The sequence below is a fragment of the Cryobacterium arcticum genome, assembly GCF_001679725.1.
GTDB classification, from domain to species: Bacteria; Actinomycetota; Actinomycetes; order Actinomycetales; family Microbacteriaceae; genus Cryobacterium; species Cryobacterium arcticum_A.
On record NZ_CP016282.1, the window covers coordinates 613,470 to 628,247 of the forward strand.

12 protein-coding genes are annotated in these 14,778 nt (G+C 69.7%); 11 read left to right on the forward strand and 1 reads right to left on the reverse strand.

What is annotated here, in order from left to right; all coding sequences use genetic code 11:
- Positions 1–32: 32 nt before the first annotated feature.
- From PA27867_RS02715 to PA27867_RS02740, 6 genes are all read left to right on the forward strand, one after another.
- On the forward strand, positions 33–497 hold the full coding sequence (locus PA27867_RS02715; protein ID WP_236900811.1) for a hypothetical protein: 465 nt from the start codon (positions 33–35) through the stop codon (positions 495–497).
- 128 nt (positions 498–625) lie between these two features.
- A complete protein-coding gene (locus PA27867_RS02720) occupies positions 626–2,107 on the forward strand; it encodes an NAD-dependent succinate-semialdehyde dehydrogenase (RefSeq protein WP_066592853.1) in 1,482 nt (493 codons plus the stop codon).
- 40 nt (positions 2,108–2,147) lie between these two features.
- Positions 2,148–2,945, forward strand: a complete 798-nt coding sequence (locus PA27867_RS02725) for a TrmH family RNA methyltransferase (RefSeq protein WP_066592865.1) — start codon at positions 2,148–2,150, stop codon at positions 2,943–2,945.
- Positions 2,946–3,089: 144 nt separating this feature from the next.
- Positions 3,090–4,352 (forward strand): thiolase family protein, encoded by a 1,263-nt coding sequence (locus PA27867_RS02730; protein ID WP_066592870.1) that lies wholly within the window; start codon positions 3,090–3,092, stop codon positions 4,350–4,352.
- A gap of 2 nt (positions 4,353–4,354) precedes the next feature.
- Entirely contained in the window at positions 4,355–5,248 is an 894-nt protein-coding gene (locus tag PA27867_RS02735; protein ID WP_066592875.1) for an SDR family NAD(P)-dependent oxidoreductase, read from the forward strand.
- Positions 5,249–5,499: 251 nt separating this feature from the next.
- Positions 5,500–6,471 carry a nucleoside hydrolase gene (locus PA27867_RS02740; protein WP_208857292.1) on the forward strand — a complete coding sequence of 324 codons (972 nt, stop codon included), beginning with the start codon at positions 5,500–5,502 and terminating at the stop codon, positions 6,469–6,471.
- A 130-nt stretch (positions 6,472–6,601) separates the two neighbouring features.
- On the opposite strand, the gene PA27867_RS02745 is transcribed toward PA27867_RS02740, so the two are convergent.
- Positions 6,602–7,219, reverse strand: a complete 618-nt coding sequence (locus PA27867_RS02745) for a TetR/AcrR family transcriptional regulator (protein WP_066592880.1) — start codon at positions 7,217–7,219, stop codon at positions 6,602–6,604.
- Positions 7,220–7,341: 122 nt separating this feature from the next.
- Here PA27867_RS02745 and PA27867_RS02750 point away from each other — a divergent pair, with 122 nt between their 5' ends.
- From PA27867_RS02750 to PA27867_RS02770, 5 genes are all read left to right on the forward strand, one after another.
- The gene (locus PA27867_RS02750) at positions 7,342–8,862 is read left to right on the forward strand and encodes an ABC transporter substrate-binding protein (RefSeq protein WP_066592886.1); all 1,521 of its coding nucleotides are present in this window, start codon (positions 7,342–7,344) and stop codon (positions 8,860–8,862) included.
- Positions 8,863–8,967: 105 nt separating this feature from the next.
- A complete protein-coding gene (locus tag PA27867_RS02755; RefSeq protein ID WP_066592888.1) occupies positions 8,968–9,909 on the forward strand; it encodes an ABC transporter permease in 942 nt (313 codons plus the stop codon).
- Complete coding sequence (locus PA27867_RS02760) at positions 9,906–11,720, forward strand: dipeptide/oligopeptide/nickel ABC transporter permease/ATP-binding protein (RefSeq protein WP_084020600.1); 1,815 nt, start codon at positions 9,906–9,908, stop codon at positions 11,718–11,720. The genes PA27867_RS02755 and PA27867_RS02760 overlap by 4 nt, the downstream gene beginning before the upstream one ends.
- Positions 11,717–12,574: an ATP-binding cassette domain-containing protein gene (locus tag PA27867_RS02765; RefSeq protein WP_066592890.1), complete on the forward strand. Its 858-nt coding sequence runs from the start codon at positions 11,717–11,719 to the stop codon at positions 12,572–12,574. The genes PA27867_RS02760 and PA27867_RS02765 overlap by 4 nt, the downstream gene beginning before the upstream one ends.
- A gap of 1 nt (position 12,575) precedes the next feature.
- Entirely contained in the window at positions 12,576–14,726 is a 2,151-nt protein-coding gene (locus PA27867_RS02770) for a beta-galactosidase (protein WP_236900812.1), read from the forward strand.
- The last annotated feature ends 52 nt before the right edge of the window (positions 14,727–14,778 follow it).

Consider the following 14,778-nt stretch of genomic DNA (forward strand, 5'->3'; position numbering starts at 1 on the left):
TGACCGACCCGCCCGGGGAACAGGATGGCGGCATGGCCGCCCACCCGACATCCGCCCGCCCCACCCTCGCCGAGACCGACCGGGCGACGACCCCGCGGCGCTGGTGGGTGGCGTTGCTCGTGGTGGGGTGGTTCAACCTCGTGTCGGCGGTGGGCGGGGGCGTCGGCCTGATTCTCGGCAACGGGATGGGCATGCCGCTGAGCTGGCTGGACGGCACGCCGTTCGACTCGTTCGTGATCCCCGGGCTCGTTCTGCTGCTCGTAGTGGGCGGAACCCAGGCGCTCGCCGTGCTGCTGCAGCACCGGCACCTACCCTGGTATCCCGCCGCAGCCGGGGTGGCTGGGTTCGGCATGGTCATCTGGATCTACGTGGAGGTGGCGCTGCTGCCGGTCTACTCGATCCTGCACACCATCTACTTCACGACCGGCATGCTGCAGCTGATCTTCCTGCTGCTCTGCCTGGGCATCCTGCCTGCCGATCGACGGGCACGGGGCTGAGTCGAGCCGGGCCGGTCTCGGCGGCCAACCGGGGTGCGACACGCACGGGAAGCGCCGGTGCCGTGGCGGGCAGGGGACGCCCAGCGGCACGCGAGTAGATTTGAAGCAACGACTTCAGGGAGGCATTTGTGGCGCACGTAACCGAAGCAGAGCTGCTCCAGCACGTACCCAACGAGCTGTACATCAACGGGCAGTGGGTGCCCGCCGCCGACGGGAGCACCCTCACCGTGCACGATCCGTCCACGGGCAAGGTGATCAAGACCATTGCCGACGCCGGTGTCGCCGATGGCCTGGCCGCCCTCGCCGCCGCCGACGAGGCACAGGAAGCCTGGGCGGCGACGCCGCCGCGGGTGCGGGGCGAGGTGCTCCGCCGCAGCTTCGAGCTGCTGCAGGAGCGCAAGCACGAGTTCGCCCTGCTGATGACCCTGGAGATGGGCAAGCCCCTCGCCGAGTCCTACGGCGAGGTCGCCTACGGCGGCGAGTTCCTCCGCTGGTTCAGTGAGGAGGCCGTGCGCATCACCGGCCGGTACGGCACCAACCCCGAGGGCACCGGCCGCATGATCGTGTCGCAGCACCCGGTGGGACCCAGTTTCCTGATCACCCCGTGGAACTTCCCGCTGGCCATGGCGACCCGCAAGATCGCGCCCGCGCTCGCGGCCGGCTGCACCGTCGTGATCAAGCCCGCAGCGCTCACCCCGCTCACCACCCTCTACCTGGTCAAGCTGTTCGAAGAGGTGGGCGTGCCCGCCGGGGTGATCAACGTGGTCACCACCTCGCAGTCCTCCGCCGTGTCCGGGCCGATCATCGCCGACCCGCGGCTGCGGAAGCTCAGCTTTACCGGGTCCACCGGCGTCGGCCAGAGCCTCATCGCGCAGTCCGCGCAGAACGTACTACGCACCTCGATGGAGCTCGGCGGCAACGCCCCGTTCCTGGTGTTCGAAGACGCCGACATGGATCGCGCCGTGGAGGGTGCCCTCGCGGCGAAGTTCCGCAATGTGGGCCAGGCCTGCACCGCCGCCAACCGGTTCATCGTGCACCGGGATGTGGCCGAGGAGTTCGCCCGCCGGGTCACCGAGGCCGTGGCCGAGTTCACCGTGGGCCGTGGCACCGAATCCGGTGTCAACATCGGCCCGCTGATCAACGCGGATGCCGTGACCAAGGCCGACACCCTGGTGCAGGATGCGCTCGGCCGCGGTGCGACGCTGCTCACCGGCGGGCACGCCGTGGATGGCACAGGCACGTTCTACGAGCCCACCGTGATCAGCGGCGTCAAGCCGGGCAGCGACATCCTGCGCGAAGAGATCTTCGGGCCGGTGCTGTCGATCGTGCCGTTCGACGACGAGGACGACGCGGTGCGCATCGCCAACAACACCGAGTACGGCCTGGTCAGCTACGTGTTCACCCGGGATCTCGCTCGCGGGCAGCGGATGATCGAGCGCCTGCAGACGGGCATGATGGGCCTGAACATGGGCGTGGTCTCCAACGCCGCCGCCCCGTTCGGCGGGGTCAAGCAGTCCGGCCTCGGCCGGGAGGGCGGCGCCGAGGGCATTCACGAGTACCTCTCGACGAAGTACACCCTCACCCCCGACCCCTTCGTCGACTACGACTGACCCCGCCGCCCGGGGTGGCCGGGGTTGTTAAGCTCGGGGGATGCCCGTTATCGAGATCTCCGACCTCAGCGACCTCCGGTTGGCCGACTACACCCAGTCGACGGATGTGGCGCTCAAGAAGGCGCGGGACACCGAGCACGGGCTGTACATCGCCGAGTCCGCGCTCGTGCTCGAGCGGGCGCTGCGCGCCGGGCATCGGCCCCGCTCGGTGCTCACCCTGGCGAACACTCTCGACGAGGCCCGCGCTCTCGTCGGCGACGACGTACCGGTGTTCGTCGGGCCTGGGGACCTGCTGACCGAACTGACCGGTTACGTTCTGCATCGGGGACTGATCGCCGCGATGCACCGGCCCGCGCTGCCCGACCCGGACGTGCTGCTGTCCGGCGCCCGGCGCATCCTGATTCTGGAGAACGTGACCGACCCCACCAATGTGGGCGCCATCTTCCGCTCCGCCGGGGCGATCGGGGCCGACGCGATCCTCGTCACGCCGCGCTGCTCCGACCCGTTCTACCGCCGGGCCATCCGGGTGTCGATGGGCACCGTGCTGCAGGTGCCGTGGACCCGGGTGGGCGACTGGCCGAACACCCGCCGGTTGCTCACCGAGCACGGTTTCCACGTCGCGGCCCTGGCGCTCACCCCGGACGCGGTGAGCCTGCGCGACTTCAACGGGGAACAGCATGCGCGGCTGGCCCTGCTGCTCGGCGCCGAGGGTGAGGGGCTCACGGATGAGGCGCTCGCCGCGTCGGACTCCGTGGTGCAGATCCCCATGAAGCACGGCATCGACTCCCTCAACGTGGCTGCCGCCAGCGCCGTGGCCATGTGGGCCCTCTCGGGCTGAGTGCCCGGCCGGTGAGCACAACTCCTGCTGGATTCCCCCGGGCCGGGCCGGAGCCGCGGGATTCCGGCATCCGCTTGCCGCGCGGGCGGGAATTTTAGGAGTCATGCACCAACCCGGGCCGGCCCGCGAGCCTAGGCTGGGGGCATGAGCAATGATGCTGTCATCGTCGACGTCGTTCGCACCCCTTCCGGACGCGGTAAGCCCGGCGGCGCGCTCGCCGGAGTGCACCCCGCCGACCTGCTCGCGGGGGTGCTGAGCGAGCTGGTCCTCCGCAACGATCTCGATCCGGCCCTGGTCGACGACGTGATCGGCGGATGCCTCACCCAGGTCGGCGAGCAGAGCACCAACATCACCCGCACCGCGCTGCTCAGCGCGGGGTTTCCGGAGTCGGTGCCCGGCACCACCATCGACCGGCAGTGCGGCTCCAGCCAGCAGGCGGCGACCTTCGCCGCCCAGGGCGTGCTCGCCGGCAGTTACGACATTGTGATCGCCTGCGGGGTGGAATCGATGAGCCGGGTGCCGCTCGGCTCGGCCGGGGGACCGGTTCCCGCCGGCGGCTCCGACGCCGCCGGCCGCACCGAGGGGTGGGGCTCACCCACTGCCTGGTCGGCGGTGGCCAGCCAGGACCCGCACGGCCGGCTCATGCACGAGCGCTACCCGAACGGGCTCGTGGGCCAGGGCGTCTCGGCCGAACTGATCAGCGCCCGATGGGGTCTCACCCGGGCCGAACTCGACGAGTACGCCGCCCGGTCGCACCGGCTGGCCGCCGCAGCCGCCGACCGCGGGGACTTCGCCCGAGGCCTGCTCCCGGTGTCCCTGCCCGACGGCCGGCGCGTCGAGGACGACCAGACCATCCGGCGGGGTACCACCATCGACACCCTCGCCGACCTGCCGCTGGCCTTCCGCACCGACGAACTCGCCGCCCGTTTTCCCGAGGTGGACTGGCAGATCACCGCCGGCAACTCCTCCCCGCTCACCGACGGCGCCTCCGCCGCCCTGATCATGAGCGCCAGCCGCGCCGCCGCCCTCGGCCTCACCCCGCGGGCCCGGTTCCACAGCTTCGCGGTGACCGGCAGTGACCCGCTGCTCATGCTCACCGGCGTGATCCCCGCCACCCGGCGCATCCTGGCCCGCTCCGGGCTCGGCATCGACGACCTGGACGCCTACGAGGTCAACGAGGCGTTCGCCTGCGTGCCGTTGGTCTGGCAACGCGAGCTGCACGCCGACCTGGCCAAACTCAACGCCACCGGGGGTGCCATCGCCCTGGGCCACGCGCTGGGTTCCTCGGGCACCCGGCTGCTCGGCACCCTGCTCGAGACCCTCGAAGCCGGCGGCGGCCGTTACGGCCTGCAAACCATGTGCGAGGGCGGCGGCATGGCCAACGCCAGCATCATCGAACGGCTCTGACCGTGCGCATCGACGGATGCTCCGCCCTCGTCACCGGAGCCGCCTCCGGCCTGGGCCTGGCCACCGCGCGAGCGCTGCTCGAGGCCGGAGCTCATGTGGTGCTCTTCGATCTGGCCGGCTCGGCGGGCGAGGACCGGGCAGCTGAGCTGAACGCGCGGGCCCGGTCAGCGCCCCGTTCGGCGGGCGACAGGGCCAGCGCGGATGCGGCTCATTCCCACGCTGGGATGGATCACCACGCGGGCGGCACGGCCATATTCCATCCGGGGGATGTGACCAGCGAGGCCGACGTGGCGGCGGCGGTCGCGGAGGCCGGAACCCACGGCCCCTTGCGCATTGTGGTCAACTGCGCGGGGATCGCCCCGGCGGCCCGGGCCGTAGGGCGGCAGGGCGCCATGCCGCTCGGCGACTTCGAGCGGGTGCTGCGGGTGAACCTCCTCGGCACCTTCAACGTGGTGCGCCTGGCCGCCGTGGCAATGCAGGCCGTCGACCCGCTCGATCCCGGCGCTGTAGGCCCCGCAGATGGCATCGACGGAGGCACCCCGGAACGCGGCGTGATCGTGAACACGGCATCCGTCGCGGCGTTCGACGGCCAGATCGGCCAGGCGGCCTACGCCGCATCGAAGGGCGGGGTCGCGGCGATGACCCTGCCGTTGGCCCGCGAGTTCGCGCGCTCGCTCATCCGCGTCATGACCATCGCCCCCGGGCTGTTCGACACCCCGCTGCTGCAGGGCCTGCCCGCCGAGGCCCGCGCGTCGCTGGGCGCCCAAGTGCCGCATCCGGCCCGGCTCGGCAACCCGGCCGAGTACGCCGCCCTGGTGCGCCACATCGTGGAGAATCCCATGCTCAACGGCGAGACCATCCGTCTCGACGGCGGCATCCGGATGGCGCCCCAGTAGCAGCCCCCGCGGCCGCCGGATGGAGCCCGCGCGTCGGGACACCCGCGAAGCGACCCCTCGCAGCGTGCCTCAGCGCTCGCAGCGTGTCTACGTGCTCGCGGCGCGCGGTAAATCCGCAACAATCGCGTGCTGCGAGCACTAACACCCGCTGCGAGCACGTTCACCCGCTGCGAGCACTATCTCGTGCGTCGAGGGGGACCGGCGGCGAGGCCACTACACTCAGCAGAAAAACTTCAGGGAAGGTGCCGGCGTTGACATCATTCGAGACCGAACTGCGGCGGGTGGTGCAGCCCCGCGCCCGGGTCATCATCGACAACGACTTCTCCGGCGATCCCGACGGGCTCGTGCAGCTCGCCCACCACGTGCTCTCGCCGTCGGTGGAGATCCGCGCGATCATCGGCTCACACCTGAAGCCCGGCGACCCGTTCGATCCCTCCGAGCAGACCGCCGACAACGCGGCCGTGGCCGCCAGCACCGTGCTCGACCTGCTCGGCCGTGCCGGCACGATTCCCGTTCTGGCCGGGTCGAACGTCGGCATGACCGACCCGCTGTCGCCCATCCGTTCGGCGGCAACGGATGCCATCATCGCCGAGGCCATGCGCACCGACACGAACCTGCCGCTGTTCTTGGCCTGCGGGGCCGGGCTCACCGAGATCGCCAGCGCCTACCTGCTCGAACCGCGCATCGCGACGCGGCTCACCCTGGTCTGGATCGGCGGCCCCGAGCACGACGGCCTCGCCGTGCCACCGCCCGGATCCCACGGCCCCGAGTACAACCTGGCCATCGACATCCCCGCCGCCCGCGTGATCTTCGACTCGTTCATGCCCATCTGGCAGGTGCCGCGTGACGCCTACCGGCAAACCCTGTACTCCTGGGCCGAACTGCTCACGGATGTGCGCCCGCACGGCGCCATCGGAGCCCACCTCTACGACGCCCTCGCCCAGGTCGCCGTGATGGCTGGCAACCACGGCCTGCCCCTCGGCGAGACGTACATCCTGGGTGACAGCCCGCTCGTGCTGCTGACCGCGCTGCAGTCGTCGTTCGAGGCGGACCCCTCGTCGAGTGAGTACGTCACCCGCACGGTGCCGCGGATCCGCGCCGACGGGTCCTACGACACAATTCCCCGGCAGGGCCCCCGGCCGATGCGGGTGTACACCCGGCTCGACGTGCGGCTGCTCTTCGCCGACTTCACCGCCAAGCTCGCCGCCCACGCCGCCGGCTGACCGCCGCGAAGAGGTGCGCGGGCAGCGCGCCGTTTCGCAGGTGGCGCGCCACCTGCGAAACGGCGCCTGACCCGCGCAACGGAATCCGCGACGGCGACGGCGACGGCGGCGCGCGGCGGCCGAGGCCGGGCTACAGGGCGACGGTGAGCAGAGGGCGTAGGTAGTTGCGCATCTCCGCGGCCATGTCCACCGCGTCGCGGCGGAGCAGCCACTGCACCTGCAGGCCGTCGCTCATGGCGATCGTGCCGCGGGCGGCGCTGGACGGATCGATCCCGGCGGCCAGCTGGCCGGCATCCCGCATCGCGGTGAACGCCTCGGTGAGGAACGACTCAACCCAGATGTACCGGCGTACGAAGTAGTCGTGCGCCGGATGCTCCGGCGAGGTGGCCTCGGCGGAGAGTACGCAGTGCAATTCCACCAGGCCGGGCTTCTCGCGGGCGTTGTATTCGATGAGTCGCACGAAGCCGCGGATGGTCTCGATACCGGCCGGTGCCGCCGTGTCGACGTACTCAGTGGCCCGGTCGTCGCGGAGTTCCAATACCCCGGCCAGCAGCTCATTCTTGTTGGAGAAGTGGTGCAGAAGTCCGGCCTGGCTGATGCCCACCATTTCCGCGATCTCGCGAATGGACCCACTGCGGAAACCGTTCGTGGCGAAGACGTCCATGCCGGCTTCGAGGATCTCCCGACGCCGGGCGGCCGTCTTGGCGTAGGCGCCGCGCGGCTTTCGGATGGTTCCGGAGGGGATCATGGCCCGACTCTAGCGCGCCCGGTAACAATTCTGCGAAAACCTACCAAGTATTCGTTTTTCGTGTTAGCTTCGGTTTTCGAGGCGGCCCAACGAAGGACTGCACGTACCGAAAGGGAACACCGATGTTCCGATGGAAAAGCCTGACGGCCGTGGTCGCCGTCGCGGCCCTCGCACTCACAGGCTGCTCGGCAAGCGACACATCCTCCAGTGGATCCGGCTCTGACACGCTCACTCTGGGCGTCATCGTTCAGAACACCACCTTCGAGGCCGCGAACATCAGCTTCGCCAACGAGTCGCCCTACGGGCAGGCCGTTTACGACACCCTCCTCAAGGAAGACCCCACCGGCAAGCTGCTCCCCAGCCTGGCCACCGAGTGGTCCTACAACGACGACAACACCGTGCTCACGCTGACGCTGCGCGACGACGTGAAGTTCACCGACGGCACCGCGTTCAACGCGGATGCGGCCGCCCAGAACCTCACCCGCTTCCGTGACGGCACCTCCCCGAACGCCTCCTTCCTGGCGGCGCTGGGCACGGCCACCGCGGTCGGCGACACCACGGTGGAACTGACCCTCACGCAGCCCGACCCCGCCCTGCTGCACTACCTCAGCCAGAACGCCGGCATGCAGGAGAGCCCCGCCGCCTTCGGTGCCGCCGACGTGCAGACCAACCCGGTCGGCTCCGGTCCGTACATCCTCGACACCGCCAAGACCGTCGTGGGCACCTCCTACGAGTTCACCAAGAACCCCGACTACTGGGACCCGGACTCGGTGCACTACGACAACCTGTCGATCAAGGTATTCGCCGACTCCACCTCGATGCTCAACGCGATCAAGGGCGGCCAGGTCAACGGCGCCAAGCTCGCCGACAACACCAACAACGCCGAGGTCGAAGCCGCCGGCTACACCATCAACCCGTTCGAACTGGACTGGACCGGCCTGATCATCTTCGACCGCGACGGCTCCATGAACCCCGCCCTCGCCGACGTGCGGGTGCGCCAGGCGCTCAACTACGCCATCGACACCAAGGCCATGCTCACCGCGGTGGGCGAAGGACTCGGCACCCCCACCACCCAGATCTTCCCGACCACCTCGGCCGCCTACGATGAGGACCTCGACTCCCGCTATGCCTTCGACCCCGCCGAGGCCAAGAAGCTGCTCGCGGCAGCCGGTTACGCGGATGGCCTCACCCTCGAGATGCCCAGCACCTCGCTCGGCAACCCGGCCGTCTTCACCCTCATCCAGCAGCAGCTCAAGGACGTCGGCATCACGGTGAACTACACCGACACCGGCACCAACTTCATCGCCGACCTCCTCGCCCCGAAGTACGGAGTCACCTGGATGCAGCTGCAGCAGGACGCCGACTGGGCGCTGATCAACTTCGAGCTCACCCCGAACGCCTCGTTCAACCCCACCAAGTACCAGGACCCGAAGGTCGACGCCCTCGTCGCCACCATCGGTACCGGCACCGAGGATGAGGCGGACGCGGCCCTCAAGGAGCTCAACGCCTACATCGTCGAGCAGGCCTGGTTCGCCCCGTGGTACCGCGTGCAGTCCAGCTACGCCACCGACGCGAAGACCACCGCCCTGATGCAGGCCGGCAACGCGTACCCCTACCTCTGGAACATCACCCCCGCTTCCTAAGGCCAGTCGGTCGGGCCGTGCTCCAGCGCGGCCCGGCCCTCCCGGCGCCCCCGCCGGCTCCCGCACCCGGGTCGCATTCTCTAGAACTCTAGAAAAGGGACAGTGATGTTCAGATTCATCCTCCGGCGATTGCTCTCGGGCGTCGTCCTGCTCTTCCTCATTTCCACCATCGCGTTCACGCTCCTCTATCTAGGCGGCGGTGACATCGCCCGGCGCATCCTCGGCCAGACGGCCAGCGCCGAGACCGTGGCGCTCAAGTCCGAGCAGCTCGGCCTCAACCGTCCGGTACTCGTGCAGTACGGCGACTGGCTCGCCGGCGCCATGCGCGGTGACCTGGGCTCCTCCTGGTTCACCGGCCAGCTCGTCACGGCGGGCATCACCTCCCGGCTCAGCGTCACCCTCTCCCTCGTGATCGGCGCGATCCTGCTCATCGCGATCATCTCCGTGGCCCTCGGCGTCTGGGCCGCGATCCGCGGCGGCTGGGCCGACAAGGTCGTGCAGGCCGTCTCCATCCTCGGCTTCGCCATCCCCGGTTTCCTCATCGCGCTGGGCCTGGTCACCCTCTTCGCCCTCAACCTCAAATGGTTCAAGCCCACCGGGTACACCGCGTTCACCGATTCGCCCAGCGGATGGGCCGCCAGCGTCACCCTGCCCATCGTCGCGTTGGCCATCGGTGGCATCGCCGGTGTCGCCCAGCAGGTGCGCGGAAGTGTCGTCGACGCCCTCCGCCAGGACTACGTGCGCACCCTCCGCTCGCGCGGTCTCTCCTTCAACCGGGTGGTCTTCAAGCACGTGCTGCGCAACGCCGGCGGCCCCGCCCTGGCCGTCCTGGCCGTGCAGTTCGTCGGCCTGCTCGGCGGCGCGGTCATCGTGGAGCAGATCTTCGCGATCCCGGGCCTCGGCCAGGTAGCCGTGCAGGCCACCACCCAGGGCGATATCCCCATGGTTATGGGCCTGGTCGTGGCGACGGCCGCGATCGTCGTCATCGTCAACCTGCTCATCGACCTGCTCCAGGGCTGGCTCAACCCGAAGGTGCGCCTCTCATGATCGACCTGACCCCCACCGTGATGGCTCCGGCGCTGCCCCGGGCCGCCCGCCGGTCGCTGCTCTCCCGCCTGCTGCGCAACCCCATCGGCCTGGCCACCATCGTCTTCCTCGTGCTGCTCGTGCTCAGCGCCGTGTTCGCCGCGCTGATCGCCTCGCACGACCCCAATGAGTCGTCGATCCAGAACGTGCTCGGCGGGCCGGCCGACGGGCATCCGCTCGGCTTCGACAGCTCGGGACGTGACGTGTTCTCCCGTCTCATCTTCGCTGGCCGGTTCAGCCTCGCCGGCGCCGCCCTGGCCCTGGTGATCGCACTCGCCATCGGCGTCACTGGTGGCCTCATCGCCGGCTACTACGGCAAGTGGTTCGACGCGGTGTCCTCCTGGCTCACCGGCCTGCTGATGGCCCTGCCCGGCATCGTCGTGCTGCTGGCCGCCCGCGCCGTGCTCGGCCCGTCGATGTGGCTGTCCATGATGATCTTCGGCGTGCTGCTCTCGCCGGCCTTCTTCAGGCTCGTGTACGCGTCGGTCACCGCGGTGCGCAACGAACTGTACGTGGACGCGGCCCGGGTCGCTGGCCTCGGCGACGGCCGCATCATCGGCAAGCACATCCTCACCGTGGTGCGTGCCCCCGTCATCATCCAGTCCGCCATGGTGCTCGGCATCGCCATCGCCATCCAGGCCGGACTCGACTTCCTCGGTCTCGGCGACCAGTCGATCCCCACCTGGGGCACCATGCTCAACGACGGCTTCCGGCAGATCTACAAGGAGCCGATGCTCATCCTCTGGCCGAGCCTCGTGATCGCGTTCACCTGTGTGGCGCTCACCCTGCTGGCCAACACCATGCGCGACGAACTCGAGCAGAGCGGCAAGGCCAAGCGCCGCCGCCGCCCGCCGCTGCGTCCCGTCGACGTCAACAAGACCGCAGCCGTGTTCCACGCCGACGACCTGTCCTCCTCCGGCCGCACCGGCGAGGTGCTGCTGGATGTGCGCGACCTCGCGATCGGCTACGACCAGGCCGACGGCACCGTGAAGACCGTCGTGCACGATGTGTCGCTGACCGTGCGTCGCGGCGAGGTGCACGGCCTGATCGGCGAGTCCGGTTCGGGCAAGACCCAGACCGCCTGGTCGATCCTGCGCCTGCTGCCCGACGGCGGCCGGGTCACCGGCGGGGCGATCTTCTTCGAGGGGCACGACCTGGCCCTGGCCTCCGAGAAGGAGATGACGAAGATCCGCGGCAAGAAGATCGCGTACATCCCGCAGGAGCCGATGTCGAATCTCGACGCCGCGTTCACGATCGGCAGCCAGATGGTCGAGCCGATGCGGGTGTGCCTGGGTATCTCCAAGAAGGAGGCCACCCAGCGGGCCCTCAAGCTGCTCGCCCGGGTCGGCATCCCCAACCCCGAGCGCACCTTCGCCGCCTACCCTCACGAGGTCTCCGGCGGCATGGCCCAGCGGGTGCTCATCGCCGGCGCCGTCTCCTGCGACCCCGACCTGCTCATCGCCGACGAGCCCACCACCGCCCTGGACGTGACCGTGCAGGCCGAGGTGCTCGACCTGCTGCGCGAGCTGCAGGCCGAGCTCAACATGGGCGTCGTCCTGGTCACCCACAACTTCGGTGTCGTCGCCGACCTGTGCGACCGCGTGAGCGTGATGCGGGACGGCCGCGTGATCGAGACGGGCCCGGTGCGGTCCATCTTCAACGCCGCGAAGCATCCGTACACCCAGTCGCTGCTCGCAGCGATCCTCGAAGACGGCGAAGCCCGCGGCGGCCTCGTCACCAGCCCCACCGACAGCTTTGGAGCAGAGTCATGACCGAGCCTCTCCTGGACGTCAAGAACGTCGTCGTCGAGTACCCGATCAAGGGATTCCGCAAGGACCCGTTCCGGGCCCTCAAGGGTGTGTCCCTCGACATCCGCCCCGGCGAGACGGTGGGCCTGGTCGGCGAGTCCGGCTCCGGCAAGACCACCCTGGGCCGCGCCGTGCTCGGCCTGGCGCCGGTCACCGGCGGGGAGATCCGCTACCGCGGCCAGGACATCGCGCAGGCCGGCCGCCGGCAGCGGAAGGCCCTGGCCAGCGAGATCCAGGTGGTCTTCCAAGACCCGTACACCTCGCTGAACCCGAGCCTGACCATCGAACAGATCCTGGTGGAGCCGCTCACCGTGCGGAACGTCGCCAAGAAGGACGCCTCCAAGCGGGTGCTCGACCTGCTCGACCAAGTGGGCCTGCCCAGCAACGCCGCCGACCGGCTGCCCCGGGAATTCTCCGGCGGCCAGCGGCAGCGCATCGCCATCGCCCGCGCCCTGGCCCTCGACCCGCGCCTGATCGTCTGTGACGAACCGGTCTCGGCGCTCGACCTCTCCACCCAGGCGCGAGTGCTGGACCTGTTCAAGCAGATCCAGGAGCGCACCGGCGTCGCCTACCTGTTCGTCTCGCACGACCTCGCCGTCGTGCGGCACCTCAGCCACCGGGTCGCCGTGATGTACCACGGTGAGATCGTGGAGTGGGGCGCAGGCGACCAGGTCACCAGTGCCCCCGCGCACCCGTACACCCAGCGGCTGTTCCTGGCCGCGCCGGTGCCCGACCCCGACCGGCAGGAGGAGCGCCGCGCGGTGCGGCAGCGGCTCGCGGCCGAACAACGGCTGCAGGCCGAGTCGACGGTGGCCTGAGGTGTTCGCTTCCGACGAGCACGACGAAGCGTTCGCGGGCATCCGTTTCGGTGCCGCCTACTATCACGAGTACCAGCCCAGCCCCCGGCTGGACACCGACCTCGACCTCATGCAGGAGGCCGGCTTCACGGTCATCCGGGTCGGTGAATCGGTCTGGTCCACCTGGGAGCCCGAGCCCGGCGTCTTCGACCTGGACTGGCTGCAACCGGTGCTCGACGGCGCCCACGCGCGGGGGATCGGGGTCATCCTCGGCACCCCCACCTACGCCGTCCCGATGTGGATGAAACGGCTGCACCCCGAGGTGGCCGGCGACTCGGCCACCGGCACACCCAACCACTGGGGCATGCGGCAGGAGATGGACTTCACCAACCCCACGTTCCTCTTCTACGCCGAGCGCATCATCCGCAAAATCATCGCCCGCTACGCCGACCACCCTGCGGTGATCGGCTTCCAGGTGGACAACGAGCCCGGCATCCGGCTGCTCTACAACGAGGGCGTGTTCCAACGCTTCACCGACGACCTGCGCCACCTCTACGGTGACGTGGAGACCCTCAACCGGGAGTGGGGATTGGTCTACTGGTCTCACAAGCTGTCCACCTGGGCCGACCTGTGGCGGCCCGACGGCAACTTCCAACCGCAGTACGACCTGGCCTGGCGCCGGTTCCAGGCCAAGCTGGTCACCGAGTACATCGGCTGGCAGGCCGACATCGTGCGCGAGTACGCGGCCGCGCAGCAGTTCGTCACCACCTGCATCTCCTATGACCAGCTCGGCGTCGAAGACGTGAACCTGTCGGCGAACCTCGAGGTGGCCAGCGGCAACGCGTACTACGAGATGGAAGGTTCGCTGGCGCATCCGTCGACGGAGGCTAGAAGCGCCGACTGGATCGTGAAGGGCACCTGGTCGCTGTACCACCTGGCCGACGTGATGTACTCGTCGAAACAGGGCCCGTTCCTGGTCACCGAGACCAACGCCTCGTCGATCGGGTTCTCCCAGCTCAACTTCTCGCCCTACGACGGCCAGTGGCGTCAGGCCGCCTGGGCGCTGGTGTCGCGCGGCGCGAGCATGATCGAGTACTGGCACTGGCACTCCCTGCACTTCGGCGCCGAAACCTACTGGGGCGGCGTGCTGCCGCACAGCCAGAAACCCGGCCGCACCTACCGGGAGATCGCCCGGCTCGGCGGCGAGTTCGCCGCGGCCGGCGCCGCGGTGGCCCGCGCCCGGCCCGACTACGACGTGGCCGTGCTCTACGACTCGGACAGCAAGTTCGCGCTGTCGGCGCAGGCCCCGTTCTCGGCGCCCGGGCAGTACTTCGACCCCGACTCCTACCGGCGCATCATCGCCGCCTTCGTGCGCGGCGCCTTCGACGCGGGTCTGCAGACCCGGCTGGTGCGCCCGCAACAGATCTTCCCCGGTCGTGCAACGGCCGGGGTCGACCAGCTCGAAGACGGTGACGCGGTCGCGTTCGCCAAGCGCTATCCGGTGCTGCTCGTGCCGGGGTTCTTCACCGCCGCGGACATCGAGCTGGACTGGCTCGACGCCTATGCGGCGGCCGGCGGGCATCTGGTGCTCGGCCCGCGGTCCGCGTACGCCGACCGGGAGGGCCGCGCCCGGCAGGACGTGCAGCCGGCCCGGCTGGCCGAGGCAGCGGGCGCCTGGTACGACGAGTTCGCCACGCTGCCCGAACCGGTTCCGGTGACGGATGCCGGCGGCGGCCTGGCGCTGTGGCCCGGCTCCGCCGCCACCGCCTGGCTCGACGGTCTCAGCCCCACCGGGGCGGATGCGCTGGTCGGCTACGAGCATCCGCACTTCGGGCGTTGGGCGGCCGTGACCAGTCACGTGCACGGGGCCGGCCGGGTCACCGTGGTGGGCACGGTGCCCAACCAGGCGTTGGCGCACTCCTTGGCCGCCTGGCTGGTGCCCGACCCGGTGGCCGGCTGGACCGGGCTGCCCGAGAGCGTCACCGTGACCACCTCGAGCGCGCCGGACGGCTCGCGGGTGTACTTCGTGCACAACTGGTCGTGGGCGCCCGTCACACTCACCGCTCCCACCCAGCTCAGCGACCTCATCTCGGGCAGCGCCCTCGACCACGGCTCCACCCTGGAGCTCGGCGCCTGGGACGTGCGCGTCTTCACCGACAGCGCCGCCGAGTAGTCCTTCTCTTCCCCTTTTCTGGTTCCCCCACTTCAGAACCGACCCCCACGAA

Coding starts and splice junctions, on each gene's coding strand:
- PA27867_RS02715 (WP_236900811.1), top strand. CDS start 33: ATGGCCGCCCACCCGACATCCGCCCGCCCCACCCTCGCCGAGACCGAC.
- PA27867_RS02725 (WP_066592865.1), top strand. CDS start 2,148: ATGCCCGTTATCGAGATCTCCGACCTCAGCGACCTCCGGTTGGCCGAC.
- PA27867_RS02730 (WP_066592870.1), top strand. CDS start 3,090: ATGAGCAATGATGCTGTCATCGTCGACGTCGTTCGCACCCCTTCCGGA.
- PA27867_RS02745 (WP_066592880.1), bottom strand. CDS start 7,219: ATGATCCCCTCCGGAACCATCCGAAAGCCGCGCGGCGCCTACGCCAAG.
- PA27867_RS02750 (WP_066592886.1), top strand. CDS start 7,342: ATGTTCCGATGGAAAAGCCTGACGGCCGTGGTCGCCGTCGCGGCCCTC.
- PA27867_RS02755 (WP_066592888.1), top strand. CDS start 8,968: ATGTTCAGATTCATCCTCCGGCGATTGCTCTCGGGCGTCGTCCTGCTC.
- PA27867_RS02760 (WP_084020600.1), top strand. CDS start 9,906: ATGATCGACCTGACCCCCACCGTGATGGCTCCGGCGCTGCCCCGGGCC.
- PA27867_RS02765 (WP_066592890.1), top strand. CDS start 11,717: ATGACCGAGCCTCTCCTGGACGTCAAGAACGTCGTCGTCGAGTACCCG.